This is a genomic window from Anaerostipes rhamnosivorans, assembly GCF_005280655.1.
In the GTDB taxonomy this organism is placed as follows: domain Bacteria; phylum Bacillota; class Clostridia; order Lachnospirales; family Lachnospiraceae; genus Anaerostipes; species Anaerostipes rhamnosivorans.
This window is the reverse complement of sequence record NZ_CP040058.1, coordinates 693,460-710,606: the sequence shown is the minus strand read 5'-3', so window position 1 is coordinate 710,606 and position 17,147 is coordinate 693,460. Positions and strand designations below refer to the sequence as shown.

Annotated in this window: 10 protein-coding genes; 1 reads left to right on the top strand and 9 read right to left on the bottom strand. The window is 48.3% G+C overall.

The window, feature by feature from the left end:
- Nucleotides 1-18: 18 nt before the first annotated feature.
- The 4 genes from AR1Y2_RS03480 to AR1Y2_RS03465 form a co-directional block, all read right to left on the bottom strand.
- Complete coding sequence (locus tag AR1Y2_RS03480; protein WP_243118840.1) at nucleotides 19-2,922, bottom strand: response regulator; 2,904 nt, start codon at nucleotides 2,920-2,922, stop codon at nucleotides 19-21.
- 10 nt (nucleotides 2,923-2,932) lie between these two features.
- Nucleotides 2,933-6,682 carry a diguanylate cyclase domain-containing protein gene (locus AR1Y2_RS03475; protein ID WP_137327721.1) on the bottom strand — a complete coding sequence of 1,250 codons (3,750 nt, stop codon included), beginning with the start codon at nucleotides 6,680-6,682 and terminating at the stop codon, nucleotides 2,933-2,935.
- Between the two features lie 167 nt (nucleotides 6,683-6,849).
- Nucleotides 6,850-7,545 (bottom strand): LiaF transmembrane domain-containing protein, encoded by a 696-nt coding sequence (locus AR1Y2_RS03470; RefSeq protein WP_137327720.1) that lies wholly within the window; start codon nucleotides 7,543-7,545, stop codon nucleotides 6,850-6,852.
- Nucleotides 7,542-8,003, bottom strand: a complete 462-nt coding sequence (locus tag AR1Y2_RS03465; protein WP_137327719.1) for a LytTR family DNA-binding domain-containing protein — start codon at nucleotides 8,001-8,003, stop codon at nucleotides 7,542-7,544. Before AR1Y2_RS03465 ends, AR1Y2_RS03470 begins: the two co-directional genes overlap by 4 nt.
- A 144-nt stretch (nucleotides 8,004-8,147) precedes the next feature.
- Between AR1Y2_RS03465 and AR1Y2_RS03460 the strand changes: the two genes are divergently transcribed.
- The gene (locus AR1Y2_RS03460) at nucleotides 8,148-8,930 is read left to right on the top strand and encodes an HAD family hydrolase (RefSeq protein WP_137327718.1); all 783 of its coding nucleotides are present in this window, start codon (nucleotides 8,148-8,150) and stop codon (nucleotides 8,928-8,930) included.
- Nucleotides 8,931-9,182: 252 nt separating this feature from the next.
- Here AR1Y2_RS03460 and AR1Y2_RS03455 read toward each other — a convergent pair whose 3' ends face one another.
- The 5 genes from AR1Y2_RS03455 to AR1Y2_RS03435 form a co-directional block, all read right to left on the bottom strand.
- A complete protein-coding gene (locus AR1Y2_RS03455; protein ID WP_137327717.1) occupies nucleotides 9,183-9,752 on the bottom strand; it encodes a hypothetical protein in 570 nt (189 codons plus the stop codon).
- A gap of 56 nt (nucleotides 9,753-9,808) precedes the next feature.
- Complete coding sequence (locus tag AR1Y2_RS03450; protein WP_137327716.1) at nucleotides 9,809-11,587, bottom strand: ABC transporter ATP-binding protein; 1,779 nt, start codon at nucleotides 11,585-11,587, stop codon at nucleotides 9,809-9,811.
- Entirely contained in the window at nucleotides 11,580-13,310 is a 1,731-nt protein-coding gene (locus AR1Y2_RS03445; RefSeq protein WP_137327715.1) for an ABC transporter ATP-binding protein, read from the bottom strand. The genes AR1Y2_RS03450 and AR1Y2_RS03445 overlap by 8 nt, the downstream gene beginning before the upstream one ends.
- Complete coding sequence (locus AR1Y2_RS03440; protein WP_137327714.1) at nucleotides 13,307-14,224, bottom strand: cation diffusion facilitator family transporter; 918 nt, start codon at nucleotides 14,222-14,224, stop codon at nucleotides 13,307-13,309. The genes AR1Y2_RS03445 and AR1Y2_RS03440 overlap by 4 nt, the downstream gene beginning before the upstream one ends.
- Nucleotides 14,225-14,294: 70 nt before the next feature.
- Nucleotides 14,295-17,048 carry an ATP-binding protein gene (locus AR1Y2_RS03435; protein WP_137327713.1) on the bottom strand — a complete coding sequence of 918 codons (2,754 nt, stop codon included), beginning with the start codon at nucleotides 17,046-17,048 and terminating at the stop codon, nucleotides 14,295-14,297.
- Nucleotides 17,049-17,147: the final 99 nt, after the last annotated feature.

Sequence of the window (17,147 nt, the reverse complement as noted above, 5' to 3'; positions counted from 1 at the left end):
CTCATCACCCTTTCCAAATTAAATGCCAGTAAGTTTCCTTAATTCCTCAAGCATGACCTGGATATCCAGCGGCTTCACAAGATAGCCTGTCATACCCGCTTTGTATGCTGTCACTTTATCTTCTTCAAATGCGTTGGCTGTCATGGCTAAGACCGGTATCCTCGCGGCTTCCTCGGTCCCCAGATCCCGGATGGCCCTGACGGCCTCCAGCCCGTTCATGACCGGCATACGGATATCCATCAGCACTGCAAGATAGTATCCTGCCGGGGCCTTCTCAAACATCTCCACGCAGATCTTTCCGTTCTCAGCTGTGTCCACCGCAATACCGTATGCTTCCAGCAGAGATTTGGCCACCTCCCGGTTGATCTCGTTGTCCTCTGCGATCAGGACACGTTTTCCTTGCAGACTCTGGTTCTGGACCTTCGGCGCATGAACCGTCTCAGCGCATGAACGAAGGCTGCTGAATGCCTGGCACAGTGTGGATTCAAATAACGGTTTAGATATAAAACAGTCTGCCCCTGCCTCCCTGGCCTCCTCCTCGATTCCCGTCCAGTCATAGGCAGATATGATAATGATCATAGTCTCAGGCCCTACCAGTTTCCGGATGCGGCGGGTTGTCTCAACTCCGTTCATCTCCGGCATTTTCCAGTCAATCAGCGCAACGTTATAGTATTCTCCCTTCTCAATAGCCATTTTTACTTCCTCTACCGCCTGGCAGCCTGTCTCTACCCATTTAGACTTTGCCCCCATGCCGGAAAGTATCTGGGCTGCCTGCTGTCCCACAGACATATCATCGTCCGCGATCAGGACTTTCATGTCCTGCAACAGCTCCCTTGCCTTCCGTTCCCGTTCGGCCTCCTGGTCATCACTGACCAGCCCAAACGGCAGAGTAAACAGAAATACTGTTCCCTTCCCTTTCTGGCTTTCCACTTCGATGGTCCCGCCCATCATCTGCACCAGATTATAAACAATGGAAAGCCCCAGTCCGCTTCCTACGTTATTTCTTGCCCCCTCCGGGGACTCTTGTTCAAAGGGCTGGAAGATCCTCGGCATAAATTTTTCCGAAATGCCCACTCCCGAATCCTTCACCTGGAAGCTTAAGTATGCATATCCACCGGAACGTCTCTGTTCTTCCACTGAAACTGTAATATTTCCTCCATCCGGAGTAAACTTCAATGCGTTGGACAGCAAGTTCATGAGAATCTGTTTGATCCGCAGGGCATCGCCCATATAGTACCTTTCCAAGGGCTCTTTGTGGTAGATCTCCAGCTGGATTCCCAAATCTACAGCCTGAGGATAGATAATCTTCACCAGATCCTCAAAGAATGTTTGAAACTCGAACTTTTCTTTGACAATCTCCATTTTACCGGTCTCGATCTTTGACATATCCAAAATATCGTTGATCAGCGACAAAAGATATTTGGAGGATGCGTCGATCTTGCTCATACAGTTCTTGACATTTACCGGATCATCCAGCTTTAAAAGCCCCAGGGTGGTCATCCCGATGATGGCATTCATCGGTGTACGGATATCATGGCTCATCCGTGACAGGAAATCTGACTTGGCCCGGCTGGCTTCCTCAGCAGAAGACAGGGCGTCCCGCAGAAGCTGTTCCTGCCTTGCCTTTTCCACCCTTTGCTGATCCAGCACTTTTACTAGCTGGATCACCAGCATATCGTCATTTACAGGATTGTCCACACTGATCATGTGGGCAGAAATCCAATGATATTCACCATCAATTCCCAGCTGCCGGAACTCCATATAGATTTCCTGTTCTCCCTGTGAAAACCGCTCCATCATTGCCTCCTTAGAAAAGACGGAACAGTAATCTTCACGGTAAGCCGGATAAACCATGGGCAGCATCTTTGCAAACATATCCTCATAATTGCCTCTCCGGTCGTCAAACGGGCAGGTCTGCGTCTCAATAAAACAGTTGTATGTATTCTGGGTAAGATTGATGCTCATGATCATCGGATATGCGGTGCAGGTAGCCGCTCTGAGACACTGATTTTCAATCAGGCGTTCTCTCTCCTGCGCCTTCTGCAGAAGTTTTGTCTCAGTTACGTCCGTATAGATTGCTTGGATCACCTCTGTTCCCTCTGTGTTGATCAGACGTTCCATAACCACATTGATCCATGCACTTAGGCGGTCCCCGCCCTGAGGACGGCATTCCCTCGTGTAATGCACGATCCCCCCGTTTAGTTTCAGGCTGTCAACCATCTCCTCGATCCTGGCCCTATCCTCATCCAACACCAGGCAAAATGGGGTTTCCACCGACTCCCTGTATTCCCGCTCGGATGAAAAGCCGTAAAACTCCCATGCCATACGGTTTAAGCTGACAACCCGGTGTGAAGGATCCGCTGTAAACTGTATGATTCCACACGGAAGGGAATCATACAGCTGCACGAGAAATCTGGTCTTTCTCTCAGATTCCTGTTCCTTTTCTTCCAGCTCGCTTTTCATTTTGTCAAAAGCTTCTTTTCCGGCAGTTTCCGGGAACAACTCCCCCTCCTGGATATCTGAGTAATCCACAGAATTATGGATATGAAGGGTCTCAAAGAATTCCCCCTTTTTGCGAAACAAAAATGTAGCCCTTTGGTGTGTCTTAAAATAAAGTCCGGTGCCTTCCTGCGGCTCGATCCAGCTGTCTCCCTGGCATAGGACCACATCTTTTGATACCTTTCTGGATACATACCGCTCACCGAACATCCTGCAGCGCACCAGTTGATCCTTTCCTGACCGGAAACAGTCCGCCACACACTCTCTCCCTTCTGCCTGCTGCTGCGGTCCCGCACCCAGCCAGACAATATCCTCCGCAAATGTGGATATCAAAAACTCCACGTCCGCTTCGCAAAAATATGATTTTAATATTTGATCTGCAAAAGCTTCTGCCTGATGCAGCATATGATCTCTTGGCATCATGTGTTCTCCTTTAACTATCTTTGTAACGAGAAATATCATGGCAGGATAACATACACGCATCCTGTTCTCTCCACCGGATCAGGGATGCATCCGCCACTGTCCAAACCTTCAGGACTGGATTATAAACCTCTATTGTTTTGTTCCCGGTCTCCCTGATATTTCTTGCAGGGCACTCCGCACATGGTTCTGTCCGTCCAAAGAATGCCTCGTAGCAGTACATTCCAGTTTTCACGTCCGGTGCAATTTCTAATGTCTTTTGATTAATATACCTCATCCGGTAGCTGTCAGGGTCGATAATATAAATCCAGGAGTTCTGGTTATCCAGCGCTGTCTTTAAACTGAACGCTGTTTCTTCCGCTCGATCCTGAGCTCTTTTTTTCAGCAGAAAGATGGATAGAAGCTTTGCGATCAGCGTTAATGCACTGATCTGGTCTTTTGTCCACATCCTTCTGATAACACATTCGTCAAAGCCCACAAATCCTTTATAGACCCCTCCGTCCCTGATGACACACTGAAGGGTGGATTTAGTCCCTTGAGGGGTCAGAACTTCCCTCTGATCCCGGGGCAGCAAGGAGATATCGGGACAGTAAAAGATCCCGTTCTCGTTAAAATTGTCCTTGTACTGGTTTGACAGCATCTTATATGAAATCTTCTGCCTGAGCCCCATCTGGGGATCAACTCCCTGATTACACCATTCAAATGTATTGCTGTAACTGCTTCCATCCTCAGATTCCTCATAAATATAAGCCCTGCTCACACTGAAACGCGATCCCGCCATCTCAAGAATCGAACTTACTGCCCTCTCCAGATCTTTCTCCTCATAAATCTTTCGGAAGATCTGCTCGATCAGGTCATCCGTCTTCTTTTCCTGTTCCCCGGCCGGATCAATCCTTGTGCTGGCCGTGGCCGCCGGCTCAGGAAATCCAAGTCTCTGCTCTGTCAGCGAGCTGTCAAAAAGACAATAGCCATTTTTCCCTTTGGACTTTGTGTGATAGAGTGCCAGGTCACTGCGCCTGAACAGCTCCTCGAAGCTGGTGCCGTCCTCCGGGCAGCACGCAATGCCAATACTGCTGGAAAAATCACATGGGGTCCTATCCTGTTGGAACATAGACTGAAAAGAGTCCCTGATCTTTTCCGCCCTGTTTTTTAATATATCTACTGTTCTTATATCTTTCATAAAGATTAAAAATTCATCGCCTCCGATCCTGGAGATAATGTCCTCTTTTCTGAGAAGATTTGTGAGCACCGATGCAGTCTCCTGAAGCACAGCATCCCCGAACATATGTCCATACCGGTCATTGATCATCTTAAAATCATCCACATCGATGATCATCATGGCCGCCATCTCCTCAGGATTCCTGTTCTCAAGATAGTGATCGATCTCCTTTCTGGCGGTGCTCCTGTTATAGAGCCCGGTAAGTTCGTCTCTGGAAGCCTTGTCTTCCAGTTCCTGTGACGCCCTCTTTTCAGCATCAATATCCGTCATGATACCGACAGCTTTAAATGCCCTTCCTGACCGGTCAAACTGGGCTGTAGCTTTGGCTTTGTACCAGCGGTAACTCCCCTCCCGGTCCGCGAGCCTGAACTCTATCTCCCCGTAAGGCATGCTGCCGCCCATCTGGCTGAGTAGTTTTTCCACCGGCTCCAGGTCTTCCGGATGGATGTGGGACTGTGTCAGGAGCCTGGTGCTGGCCTCATCCATGACCGGTGTATAGCCGAACTTCTTTTTCCAATTGGACGAGTACAGCATCTTATCCTTTATCATATCCCACTCAAAGATTACGTCATTAGACTGGTCCATGATGATCTTATGCCTCTCCAGCGTCAGCCTCAGTTCCTCCTGAGCCTGCTTGGACTGGGTCACATTGATCAGCGTCCTGAAAATATGCTCTTTGCCATCGCTCCCTGTGACCAGATGGCTTTTATCCAGGACCCATATGACCTGGCCGTCCTTTGCCACCACCCGGTACTCCAGTTCAATAGCATTTCCCACATTCAGCTGTTTCTTCGTCTGTTCCAGCACTTCTTCCCGGTCTGCCGGATAAATTAGTTCCAGATAGCGGCTGTGAAATCTCTCTTTAATCTCTGCCGCTTTATATCCCAGCAGATTTTCCAGCCCCTCATTGATCTGGAGCAAGGTAAAATACTTATCATTCAAACACTGCTGTATCCCTCCCAGCGTCTGTCCAATGGCTCCCACTCCCGGCATACGCACAGCCTGGTGCTCCCCCGCCTCATCCGAATGACGGATGTCCTTCCATATGAGAAGCACTTTTCTCTGAAAAGGATGACCGTCGGAAACCCTCATAAGGGTACACTCACACCAGCTGTATGTCCTGAGGCTCTCATTGTAAACACGGAACTTCCTGCTCTCCTTCAACAGGCCGTCCTCGAAAAACCTTTCCAATCCCGGGCCGAGGAAGTCAAGCGCAGGATTCCGGTCCTCCGGGTGCAGGGAGCCTTTGACAAAGTTCCTGATACTGTCCTCGAACCCATCTCCCGTTTTCAGAGCGCTGAAATTCCCATTCGCTGTATACACCATATGATAGATACCAGTGCCGATGTCCACTTCCATGACAGTTGAATCCACATACCGCAGAAGGGTAAAATACTTGGCCTGGCCCATTTGAAGCGTATCCATGGCCTCGGCATAGTTTGCCTTTGATGAGGGTTCCGGCTTTAGGGTATCGGTCCTGGAAATCATTTTGTCCGCATATTTCCTTGAATACTGGGCAAAAATATCCTTTACGTTTTTAAAGCACTCTAGAAGTTTGGGAGAAAAGGTTCCGCACTCTCCATTCAGGATCATGGTAAACGCCTGCTCCGGCGCAATGGCTTTTTTATACACTCTGTCTGTTGTCAGAGCATCGTAGCAGTCCGCGATCCCCGCCACCTGGGCACAGATCGGAATACTGTCTCCCTTAAGCCCGTCAGGATATCCCTTTCCATCCCAGCGTTCGTGATGGTACCGGCAAATATTATAGGCATATCTTAAATACTTCCGGTCACTCATCCGGTCCAGCCCCGCAAGAATCTCACATCCCTTGACAGAATGAGTCTTCATGATCTCAAACTCCTCTTTTGTCAGTCGGCCTGGTTTATTTAAAATGGCGTCAGGTATGGCGATCTTGCCTATATCGTGCATGGAGGAGGCGCTGACGATCATCTGGATATCGGCATCTGCCAGACCGTATTCCGGGTAACTGACCGCCACATCCTCCAGCAGTGCCTCCGTAAAAATACGGATTCTGCGGATATGCTGTCCTGTCTCCGCGCTGCGGTACTCAATGATAGAAGACAGTGCGTCAATCATAGCAGAATTTGATTCCCTCAGCTTTGCCGCCTGTTCCTCGATCAGCTCTTCCTGATTCAGCCGGTGCAGATTCAGCTCCACAATATTCTGGACACGCCGCTTCACCACATGTGGCTCAAACGGTTTCATGATGATCTCAGAAGCTCCCAGATCAAAGACCTGAACTTCATTTTCCACGGAATCCTCTGCCGTTATGACCACCACTGGAAATTCTGAGAGCAAGCCGTCCTGTCCGATCTCTTTTAGTACCTGATATCCGTCTTTGACCGGCATGACCAGGTCCAGCAGCACAGCCGCGATCCTTGCGTGATACTGTTCTAACAGGACCAGTGCCTGCTGCCCATTTTCTGCCTCCAGAAGATTATAATCTGTCTCAAACACACCACGTAATATGACACGGTTAATCTCCATATCATCAACGATTAATATTGTGTCTCTTCCTGCCATGATTCTTCCCCCGATATTACACTCCGATTATGATTCATCTAAAATTTTCCACTATATTGTTAAGTATAACACAAATCTTAGAGATAAACGTAAAAAACAGCCGGATCACACGGCTGTTTTTACCCTATTTAAAAAATAATGGAATGCAGGCAAAAAAAGCTACTCTGTTACACATAAATGACCGTAACTCCTCCGAAATTGATCCCCCCTGTCAGATGTACGTTGACGGTCCCATCGCTCTGGCTTCTGTTTTTTTCATCCACAGCGCCGGCAAATGCACTGACGTTGTTGATCACCGTCCAATGCTTCGGGATATAAAGCTCCACACCCGCAAAAGAGACATCCAGATTGATCTCCGCCTTACCGCCTCTAACCTGGGCATTGTCAAAATACGCTTTGATAGCTCCGAAGCTGGCGTCAAGTCTGGCATACTTAAAGTCATCAGAATTCACATATTTGACCGTGGAGCCAAAAGACGTCCTGTGATAAACCGAGGTTCCGTCGTCCTCATCAATGACTGACTCAAACGGCTCATCGCTGTGCCATTCCTTCCATCTTCTGTGCCTTGAAGGAAACAGCATATGGCATCCAATACTTCCCAGCAGCGCAGCTCCCAGCACCGGCCAAGGTGTAATGGCAGTGATACCAAGCGGTCTGGCATAAATGATACATATAAACGCGATAGAAAACAAAATCCCTGTATACTCCAGATGCAGCAGGCTTTTGATCAGCATTGCCGCAAAGAATATGGTCAACAGAAGGCTGAAGACGCTGATATCCTTAAGATAACCCAATCTGCTGCAAAGAATGAATATGGCTCCCAGAATAAAAAATAATCCCCAAAAAATCTTTTCTTTTTTCATTTCCCAATCCTCTTTTCTTCTAATTTTTGTTTTAACGGTTTCAGATAAAGCCTCGATACATAAACCTGCTTATGTGTGTTCTCAAACTGTATAACGCCTGAAGCAGACAATCCCCGGCTGATAGAATATATCTTATGGGTGTTGACCACTGCTGACTTTGAGATCCTCATAAAAGAACCCGGCAGCATCTCCTCCAACTCATACAGACGGTACCTTGTCTCATAGATATCATCCGCCGTATGCACATGGATGGTGTTTCCGTCTGTCTCAAAAAACAGGACCTTGGAGAGTGGAAAATAATACTCCTGCTCACCTTTGGAAAACACGATGGTCTGCATCTTGGACACGGTTTCCTGGACCGCGTTTTGTACCTTCCGGATCTTATCATCCAGGTTTTGGCACCGTATGACGACCTCTTCTTCCGCTAAATTTTCGTCAATCTCAATTCGTATCTTCATCTTTTCATCTCCACGTCTTTCATTATATCAGAGCCTGCCCCGCTGTACACGCAAAACAGCCAACAGGTTAAAATTGCTTGGTAAGTGGCACATTTCCCCTCATATATGGTATAATATCTGCAATCAGAATGGAGGTAGCATGTTATGTCCAATAAAATATTATTTTTTGACATCGACGGGACACTTGCAGACCAGGAAGGTATCCTTCCCTCGAACAAAAAGGCCCTTAGGGAGCTGAGATCCAATGGACACACTGTCATGATCGCATCTGGCAGGCCTGCGGGATATATAAGGCGCATGTTTTCCGGCCTTGCAGACGGATTTATCGCTGCCAACGGAAGGCGCATAGAACATAACGACAGCATCCTGCTGGACAACAGCTTCACCATCGATGAACTCAAAGAGATCATCAAACTGTGCAAAGCCTCCCAGTGTGCCTACTGCCTTCTTGGAGACGGCATCGTTTACCACGGGAACCCTCTTTACCTGTACGGACATACAAGACCCTATGAATCCATCGATGTCATCCATGAGAACCAGTGGGATATCCACGATGTGAAGGCCTATGCGTTTGACATTATCTACAAGGATAAAGATCACTTAAAGACCATCAAGCGGAATTTTGACGGCAAGTATATCATCAATGATCACTTTGACGGCTCCGCCGATGTGTCCAGCGTCTCGTTTAACAAAGGACATGCCGTGGCCTACGTGACCAATGCCCTTGGATTTTCCCAGGATGACAGTTACGCTTTCGGGGACGGGGACAACGATGTCCATATGTTTGAAGCTGCAGGGACTGCGGTTGCCATGGAGAACGGAACCAGCGCCGCAAGAAAAGCCGCCGACTATGTCACTCGGCACTTTAAAGAGGACGGCATCTTTCATGCCCTCAAACATCTGAAGGTCTTAAACAGCCTTCTATAATCTTACAACGAAACGAAAGCGGGCAGGTCCGCTTCAACTCCCTAAATCCCTCAATCATGAGGGACTTGTTCCGCTTTACGCGCCAAATGCGATTTGACGTAGTCAAATAATTTCTTCACGCATTTGTGTGCATAATGCCCGTAGGGCTTTTTTGTTCCATAGGGAGGTTCGAAGAACTTTCCGATGGAATAAAAAACGGGGCTGCCCACTGAATACAATTTGTTTTCAGTGGGCAGCCCCGTATTTATTATATTAATTGCTGAGCTTTACAATGGATAAGGAGCGGTTCATATATCCTAAGGGAAGGAAATTTGAACTGATGCCTGCTCCCACTTCATCTCCGGCTGACAAGGCAGCTTGAACGACAAACGTTGAACTGCTCCGGTTTAATATCATAAAGTAAGTGGAGATATCGCCGAAAGCTGCATCTCCGTTGACTGTAATCAGCGCGGTCAAATATGGTTGATCCGCATCCGGCTCGGCTGTAGCCTCGGCGCTGACTGATAAAGATATCTGATAAACCCCGCTTTCTCCGACTACTAACCCATTGCCGCTTTGACTGACTGTCACCGTATCTGATAACGGTCCAGCCAAATTAAACGGCATGCTCTCCAGCTCTGCCCCGGGTACTTCTATCGTGGTTCCCCTTAGGGAGCCAAATCCTAAACCAGGATCCGGTGTGGGATCCGCTGGTTCGCTGCCGCCGCAGTTACAGCCGCAGTGTGTGCATCCTCCGCCACAGGGATTAGGATTACAATGATATTTATTACATTTATCCGCCATAATTTCGTCCTCTCTTGTCTGGTATATGAAAGCGATCATAAATCAATCACCTTCACAATATTGTATGTGTACAGACAAGAAATGGTGCTCATAAATCACACGGAAAACTGTGAGTGGTACAATTGTTCATAATATCCCTTCTTTTCTAAAAGCTCCTGGTGGGTGCCGGTCTCAACGATCTGTCCTTCCTTCAAAACAAGGATTAAATCTGCGTTTTTTATGGTGGAGAGCCTGTGGGCGATGACAAAGCTGGTCCTGCCTGCCAAAAGTTTGTGCATGGCCTCCTGCAGCATTTTCTCCAGCCTTGTATCCACGGACGAGGTGGCCTCATCCAGGATCAGAATCTTAGGATCTTTCAGCACAGCCCTCGCGATGGTCAGCAGCTGCTTCTCTCCCTGGGAGATATTGCTGCCCTCCTCATCAATCTCCATATCATATCCTTTTGGAAGCGTGCGGATAAAGTGGTGGACATTGGCCGTCTTGGCCGCGTCGATCACCTCGTCCTTTCTGGCGTCCAGTCTTCCATATCTGATATTTTCATATATGCTTCCCGAAAAAAGCCAGGTATCCTGGAGGACCATACCGAACATGCTCCTTAAATCTTCCCTTTTCATGGTTCTGATGTCCACACCGTCGATCAGGATCCTTCCGCTGTCCGTGTCATAAAACCGGAGCAGAAGGTTAATGATGGTCGTTTTTCCCGCTCCTGTAGGACCCACGATGGCCACCATCTGCCCGTTCTTGATCTTGATATCCAAGTCCCGGATCACCGGTGTATCTCCGTATCCAAAGGATACATGGTCAAACTCCACATTTCCCTTGATCTGTGTCAACTGGACGCCTGGATCTGGATCAGGGACTTCCTCCGGCTCATCCAAGATCTCAAATATTCTCTTAAGACCCGCAAAAGCTGCCTGGATCTGGGCGGAAAGCTGCGCCACCTGAGAGAGAGGTTCGTTGCACTGCCAGATATAACGGATAAATGCCTGAAGATTTCCCACCGTGAGCATCCCCTGGATTACAAAGACTGTGCCCGAAACTGCCACGCCGCCGATGCACAGGTAAACACTCAGAGAGATGAGCGGGCTCATAATGGAAGATATAAACTGTGCCTTCAGCGCATGTTTCTGGAGTCTTCCGTTAATCTCCCGGAACCGCTCCTGGGAAGGCTTCTGCCTGCCGAACAAAAGGATCTCATTGTATCCTGTGTAAAGCTCCGTGATGGCTCCGTTCAGTTCTCCCAGCGAATCCTGTTGGGCCTTGAACTGTTTCTGGCTCCTTTTTACCACAGCGATGCTGATGAGTATGCTGACAGGGATGATCAGAACCACCAGCCATGCCATCACCGGCTGGATGGTAAACACCATCACAAGGACCAGAACCAGGGTCAGTACGCCGCTGACCACCTGGATGAAACTCTGCTGCAGTCCGTTGGACACAGAATCAATGTCGTTGGTCACCCGGCTTAAGGTGTCCCCGAAGCTGTGGGTATCAAAATATTTGACCGGCAGCCTTCGGATCTTATCCTGCACCGCGTTCCTCATATCATGCATGGCACTCTGGATGGAATTGGTCAGCAGGAACATGCTGATGATCTGTGTTCCCATCTTAATGATATAAATCACGGCCAGAATCAAGAGAATCTTAAGGATCACATCAAAATGGACCCCTGCCCCGGGGATCTTCCCCGCGATGTCCGATGCATCCTTAGCCAGCTGGGTCGTGATCATTCCCTCGATCCTCGGCGCCGATGTCATGGCGGCCACACTGATGACCGCCGTCACGACAGTCCCAAGGAACCCCCATTTGTATGGAGCAATAAATGGTTTTAATTTCTTAAGGACCGCTCCTGCCTGCTTCAGTTTTTTAATCATCGGCCAGTTCCTCCTTATCCAGCTGGGATGCGGCAATCTCCTGATAGATCTTACAGCTCTTTAATAGCTCCCTGTGGGTGCCGGATCCTACGACCCGTCCTTCATTGAGCACCATGATCTTATCCGCATCCATGATGCTGGTGATCCTCTGAGCCACCACCATCATGATAGCGTTCCCCAGTGTCTTTTTCAGTTCTCTTCTCAGTTTTGCGTCGGTCTTAAAATCCAGTGCAGAAAAAGAATCGTCAAATATATAAACTTCCGGTTTTCTCACAAGCGCCCTGGCGATGGAAAGCCTCTGCCTCTGCCCTCCGGATACGTTTGTGGCATTCTCCGTAATCTGGACTTCAAACCCGCCTTTTTCCATGATGAAATCATAGGCCTGGGCTGTCCGTGCAGCTTCCTCCATCTCTTCCATGGATGCATCTTCTTTTCCGAACTTCAAATTATCCGCAATGCTGCCTGAGAAAAGAAGCGCCTTCTGCGGGATAAAACCGATGGAATTTCTCAGGGATTTAAGGTCCATCTCCCTGATGTCTTTTCCGTTGACCAACACCCTTCCGCCGGATACATCATAGGCCCGCGGCACAAGGTTGATCAGTGTACTTTTTCCTGAACCTGTACTGCCGATAAAGGCAATGGTCTCTCCCTTTTTCACGGTAAAAGATACATCGGTGAGCACCGCCTCTTCTCCGTCAGGATATGCAAACGTCACATGGTCAAATTGAATCTCATCAACAGGGATCTTCCCAGCCGTATCATTTGGACTGCCGTCCACCGCAGGCACTGCGTCAAATACTTTGGAGATCCTCTTTGCGCTGACAGCGGCTTTTGGATACATCATAAATACCAGGCAGAACAGCATAATAGAGAACATCACATGAAACAGGTAATCCATAAAGGCTACCAGCTGTCCGATATTCAGCCCTCCCTGCTGAATCATAACGCTGGAAATCCAGTAGATGAGCATACCAGCCAGATTCATCAGGAAATAAAAGGCCGGCTGTGTCACAGACATGAGCTTAAAGAGCTTTTTGGAATATCCCATATAAGCACTATTTGCCCCGTCAAACCGTTCTTTTTCATGCCGGTCATTGGTAAACGCACGGATGACCCGAATCCCGCTGATATTTTCTTTAGAGATCCGGTTGATCCATTCCAGCGAGGACTGCTGGCGTTCGCTCAGAAGCTCCGAGCGTTTTGCCACAATGATGACTCCCACGATGATAAAAGGGATCGTCCCTAAAATGACCATCGAAAGATTTAAGGATGCCTTCAGCACCAGCACGATGCTCCCCACTGTCATCACAGGAGTCATCAGTGCCGTCCGAAACAGGATGTTTAAAAACATCTGGATCTGGAAAGCATCATTGGTTGTCCTGGTTATCAGAGATGCAGTGCCGAATTCCTTAAATTCTCTGTGCGAGAATTCCTGTGTCTTTTCAAACATATCATTTCGGATATCCCGTGTGATGGACGTGGACAGATAAGCACAGCAGTAGCCGAGAAGAATGGTCCCTGCGGTCCCCAGAAGGGAGACTAAGAGGATCACCCCTCCCATCTGAAAAATAAACGTTGTGTCTTTTGCCGATACGCCCCTGTCGATCATCCACGCCACGATGGTCGGTATCCCTAGCTCAACCAGGGCAAAACCGAAGACCGAAAATACGTTCAGCGCGAACATCTTTTTATAATTCTTCAAGTATGATAAAATCAGTTTCATTTTGTCTTTTCCTCTTTTATTCCCCCATCCTCATTCTTGACGGGATTTACATGTACCATACAATGTTTCACTGGTGCAAAATTTTCCTCTATTTTCAGGTGGACTTTCTCCGCAGTTTCATGAGCCTGTTTTAAGGTCAGAGAGCCGTCCATACAGATCTCCACATCTACATATACTCTGGCCCCGAACTTTCTGGTACGGATATCGTCAATTCCTTTTACCTCGGGCTGCCTTAAGATGACCTGTCTCATCTGTTCCACAGTCTCCCTGCTGCAGGATTCGTCGATCATCTTGCAGATAGAATCTGCAAAAATATCGTAGGATGCCTTAATAATGAAAATACAGATCACTACACTTGCCAGCGGATCCAGCACCGGGAAACCTATCCTCGCACCCAGGATACCAATAAAACTTCCCACGGAGGACAGTGCATCTGAGCGGTGATGCCATGCATCTGCCATCAGTGCCCCGGAATCTGTTTTCACTGCCGCATTTCTGGTATACCAGTACATTCCTTCCTTGACCGCAATAGAGATTAGGGCAGCCACCATGGCCAGAGTTCCCGGCACAGTAAGCTTATCATAGCCACCTCCGAAGATCTTTTGAAGCCCGGCGGCCCCTATGAAGATCCCGGTAAGAAAAAGCACTGCCCCAAGGAGGATCGCGGCCACACATTCCATCCGTTCATGCCCATACTGATGCTTTTCATCAGCTTCCTTGGAGGCCATAGCAACGCCTGCCAGAACAATGACAGTGCTGAACACATCCGATGCGGAATGGGCTGCATCCGATATCATAGCACCGGATCTGGCCGCCACTCCTGCAAACAGCTTAAATGCAGACAAAACCAAGTTTACAAGAATGCTGTTAACGGAAACTCTCATTGCCGTTTGTTCGATTTTCAGTTGCTTCATGTGCCTCTACATCCTTATTATCTCAATGCTTTTATAATATGCAGCGCCTTTCCACAAGGTTCCTTCACAGTCAGTACCCCAGGCATTTCCAAAGGACTTTATAGAGCACTCTGGCCTCCACAGGTTTTGTCAGGTACGCGGTCATGCCGGCTTTTTCCGCCTGAAGCTGCTCGTCTCTGAACGCATTGGCGGTCATAGCGATCACCGGTACCGCCGCATCCTCCCTTTTCAGGTTTCTGATGCGCCTGACAGCCTCCAGCCCATCCATCACCGGCATCCGTATATCCATTAATACGGCCTGATAGTATCCTATATCAGAATCTGTATACTTGTCTACCGCATCTTTTCCATCTACAGCAGTTTCTGTCTCCAGTCCGGCCATCTCAAGCAGCGTCACTGCGATCTCCCGGTTCAGTTCGTTATCCTCCACGATCAGGATTTTCTCTCCCCGAAAGTGGAATTTCTCTTTGGTCTCTGTCTCCCCATCTTCTGGGATTTTCTCCTCTTCCTCAGCCTTCAGCATTGGAAGTGTTACATCAAAACAGCTTCCCTCCCCGAGACGGCTGGTCAGGGATATCTGACCGTTCATCAGATGAACCAGATTCTGGGTAATAGACAGCCCGAGACCGCTGCCCTCAAATACCCTGCCTGCCCCCGCATCTTCCTGCTCAAACGGCTGAAAGATCTTCTTTTGAAATTCCTCAGAAATACCGATACCGTTGTCCTCCACCCTGATCCTGATGACATCCGCTTTCCGGCCTTCCCGGATCCGCTCTGCACTTACCCGGACGGTTCCTCCCTCACCTGTATATTTCACAGCATTGGTTAGAAGGTTCATCAGTATCTGGTTCAGTCTAAGGGTATCCCCTAGATAACAGTGATCAGTGCCGGATCCTGTCTCGCAGAGCAGCCTCTGTTTTTTTTGTTCTGACTGCTCCCGGCACATATCTGCCGCGCCACGAATCAGCTGCCGGATCCAAAACGGCTCAGCGACAATGTTCATCTTACCACTCTCAATCTTTGACATATCCAGTACGTCGTTGATCAGAGCCAGCAGGAAGTCTGCTGATTCATGAATCTTACGTAAACAGTTCCTGACCTGTCCCGGATCGTCCACACTTGCCTCGGCGATGGCCGTCATCCCAATGATGGCGTTCATCGGCGTACGGATATCATGGGACATCCTGGAAAGAAAATCTGATTTGGCGTTGTTGGACTCTTCCGCCAGGGCAAGAGCTCCTCTTAGTACTTCCTTCTTCCTCTCTTCTTCCTTCCTCACATCGTCCACGTTTTTAAAGCAGACCATGACACGGGTCTTCTGCGCATCCCGGTCTAATAGCTGGATCTGTGTATCATACCATCGGTAGGCCCCGTCTTCACATAGGTACAGGGTTTCGGACGACACAGATTCCTGTCCGGTTTCAAAGAAGTGGATCAGACTTTTTCTTCCAAGCTTTTCATCAAACTCCTGATAGTAATCCGGATGAATTCCATACTGCCGTTCATCCATGACCCCATTTTTAATCAGCTTGGTGATCATCGGTTTTTCATCGCTTGGGATATCCTTCCAGACCTGGATCTCCCCTGTGTGAAGTTCATACTCATAAATCGCGTCATAAAATGCATTAACTGCCGAGATAAACCTGTGCTCGGCCTGCTCTTTTTCCTGTTTCGCCTGTCTTAACTCGTCGATGTCCCGGAATGTTAGAAGTATATTATATTCGTCATTCTCATGATTTTTTATGGCAGTTCCGATCATCTCGCACCACCGGTATTCTCCAGCTCCATTTTTTCTCCGGACTTGTGTAAAGAACTTTCTCTGTCCAAGATCGATCTGTTCCTTCATGAAGTCCAGATTAAAGAAATCAAAAAATCTCTGCCGGTCCTCAGGGTGAATCAAAGCCATGGCATATTTCCGGTTATCCTCCGCAAAATCTGCGGCTTGTGTTGTCTCCAGAGTTGCTTGCGTGGAATCGTCAGCTTTGTGCACCATGTACTTTCTGGTCTTTAAGTCTAGTACGATCAGCTCTCCGTACATGGTAAGAATGCTGGCGGCCATGATCTGGGATTCCCTCTCCAGTTTTTTTAATTCCTGAGCCCTTGCCATCTCATCGGATATATTTTTTAAGGTTCCTATGACCTTTTGGACCCTTCCATTCTCTCTTAGGGCATCCCCCTGCATCAGCGTCCACGTGTAGCTGTCTTCTTCTGGGTACCTAATGCGGATCTGGGCACTGTTGATCCTTCCGTTCATCATGTCCTCCACCAGTTTCTGGTCATCTGGATGAACGATCTTCAACCCCTTCAGATTCTGCATATATCCCTGAATCGTATATTCTCTGCCGCCCATCTTCTGGCTCTCATGGCTGGTAAGTGTATCCTTCTCTGGCAGGTACTCAAACAAGACATCCACAGAACTCTCCGCCGCAAGACGATACTCCAGCTGTTTCTGAATCTGCTCCGTCACGTCGAATACAACGAATTGATAGATAGGATATCCTTTTTCCTCGCCAGTCTTCTTGCCCTCACAGTGCACCCACCTGATGGAATTGCAGGCCGTCTTCAGACGGAACTCCGCACTGACCGGATCACCATTTGCAGCCTTTTCATAGAACATGTCCATGACCCAGCCCCGGTCTTCATCATAAAGACTGTATCCTCCGTCCTCCTGGAACCGCTCCTGTTTTCCATAAGAGAGAAAGAACTCCGGGCTTCCGCTGAGTACTGTGAAATCCTCATCCAGACGGATGACCACAGTCTCACCTAGAAGATTTCTGTTATCGTATTCAATTTTTACATTTTCTCCTGCCGTTTTGTCTTCCACGCCCTATCCTCCTTCAACACCACATCTGCTTTCAGTCCGTTTTATTATACCCAGAAGGGCACCTTTTGTTTTTATAAATTTCATCTATTCTCTAACGAA

Coding starts and splice junctions, on each gene's coding strand:
- AR1Y2_RS03480 (WP_243118840.1), bottom strand. CDS start 2,922: ATGATGCCAAGAGATCATATGCTGCATCAGGCAGAAGCTTTTGCAGAT.
- AR1Y2_RS03475 (WP_137327721.1), bottom strand. CDS start 6,682: ATGGCAGGAAGAGACACAATATTAATCGTTGATGATATGGAGATTAAC.
- AR1Y2_RS03470 (WP_137327720.1), bottom strand. CDS start 7,545: ATGAAAAAAGAAAAGATTTTTTGGGGATTATTTTTTATTCTGGGAGCC.
- AR1Y2_RS03465 (WP_137327719.1), bottom strand. CDS start 8,003: ATGAAGATACGAATTGAGATTGACGAAAATTTAGCGGAAGAAGAGGTC.
- AR1Y2_RS03460 (WP_137327718.1), top strand. CDS start 8,148: ATGTCCAATAAAATATTATTTTTTGACATCGACGGGACACTTGCAGAC.
- AR1Y2_RS03455 (WP_137327717.1), bottom strand. CDS start 9,752: ATGATCGCTTTCATATACCAGACAAGAGAGGACGAAATTATGGCGGAT.
- AR1Y2_RS03450 (WP_137327716.1), bottom strand. CDS start 11,587: ATGATTAAAAAACTGAAGCAGGCAGGAGCGGTCCTTAAGAAATTAAAA.
- AR1Y2_RS03445 (WP_137327715.1), bottom strand. CDS start 13,310: ATGAAACTGATTTTATCATACTTGAAGAATTATAAAAAGATGTTCGCG.
- AR1Y2_RS03440 (WP_137327714.1), bottom strand. CDS start 14,224: ATGAAGCAACTGAAAATCGAACAAACGGCAATGAGAGTTTCCGTTAAC.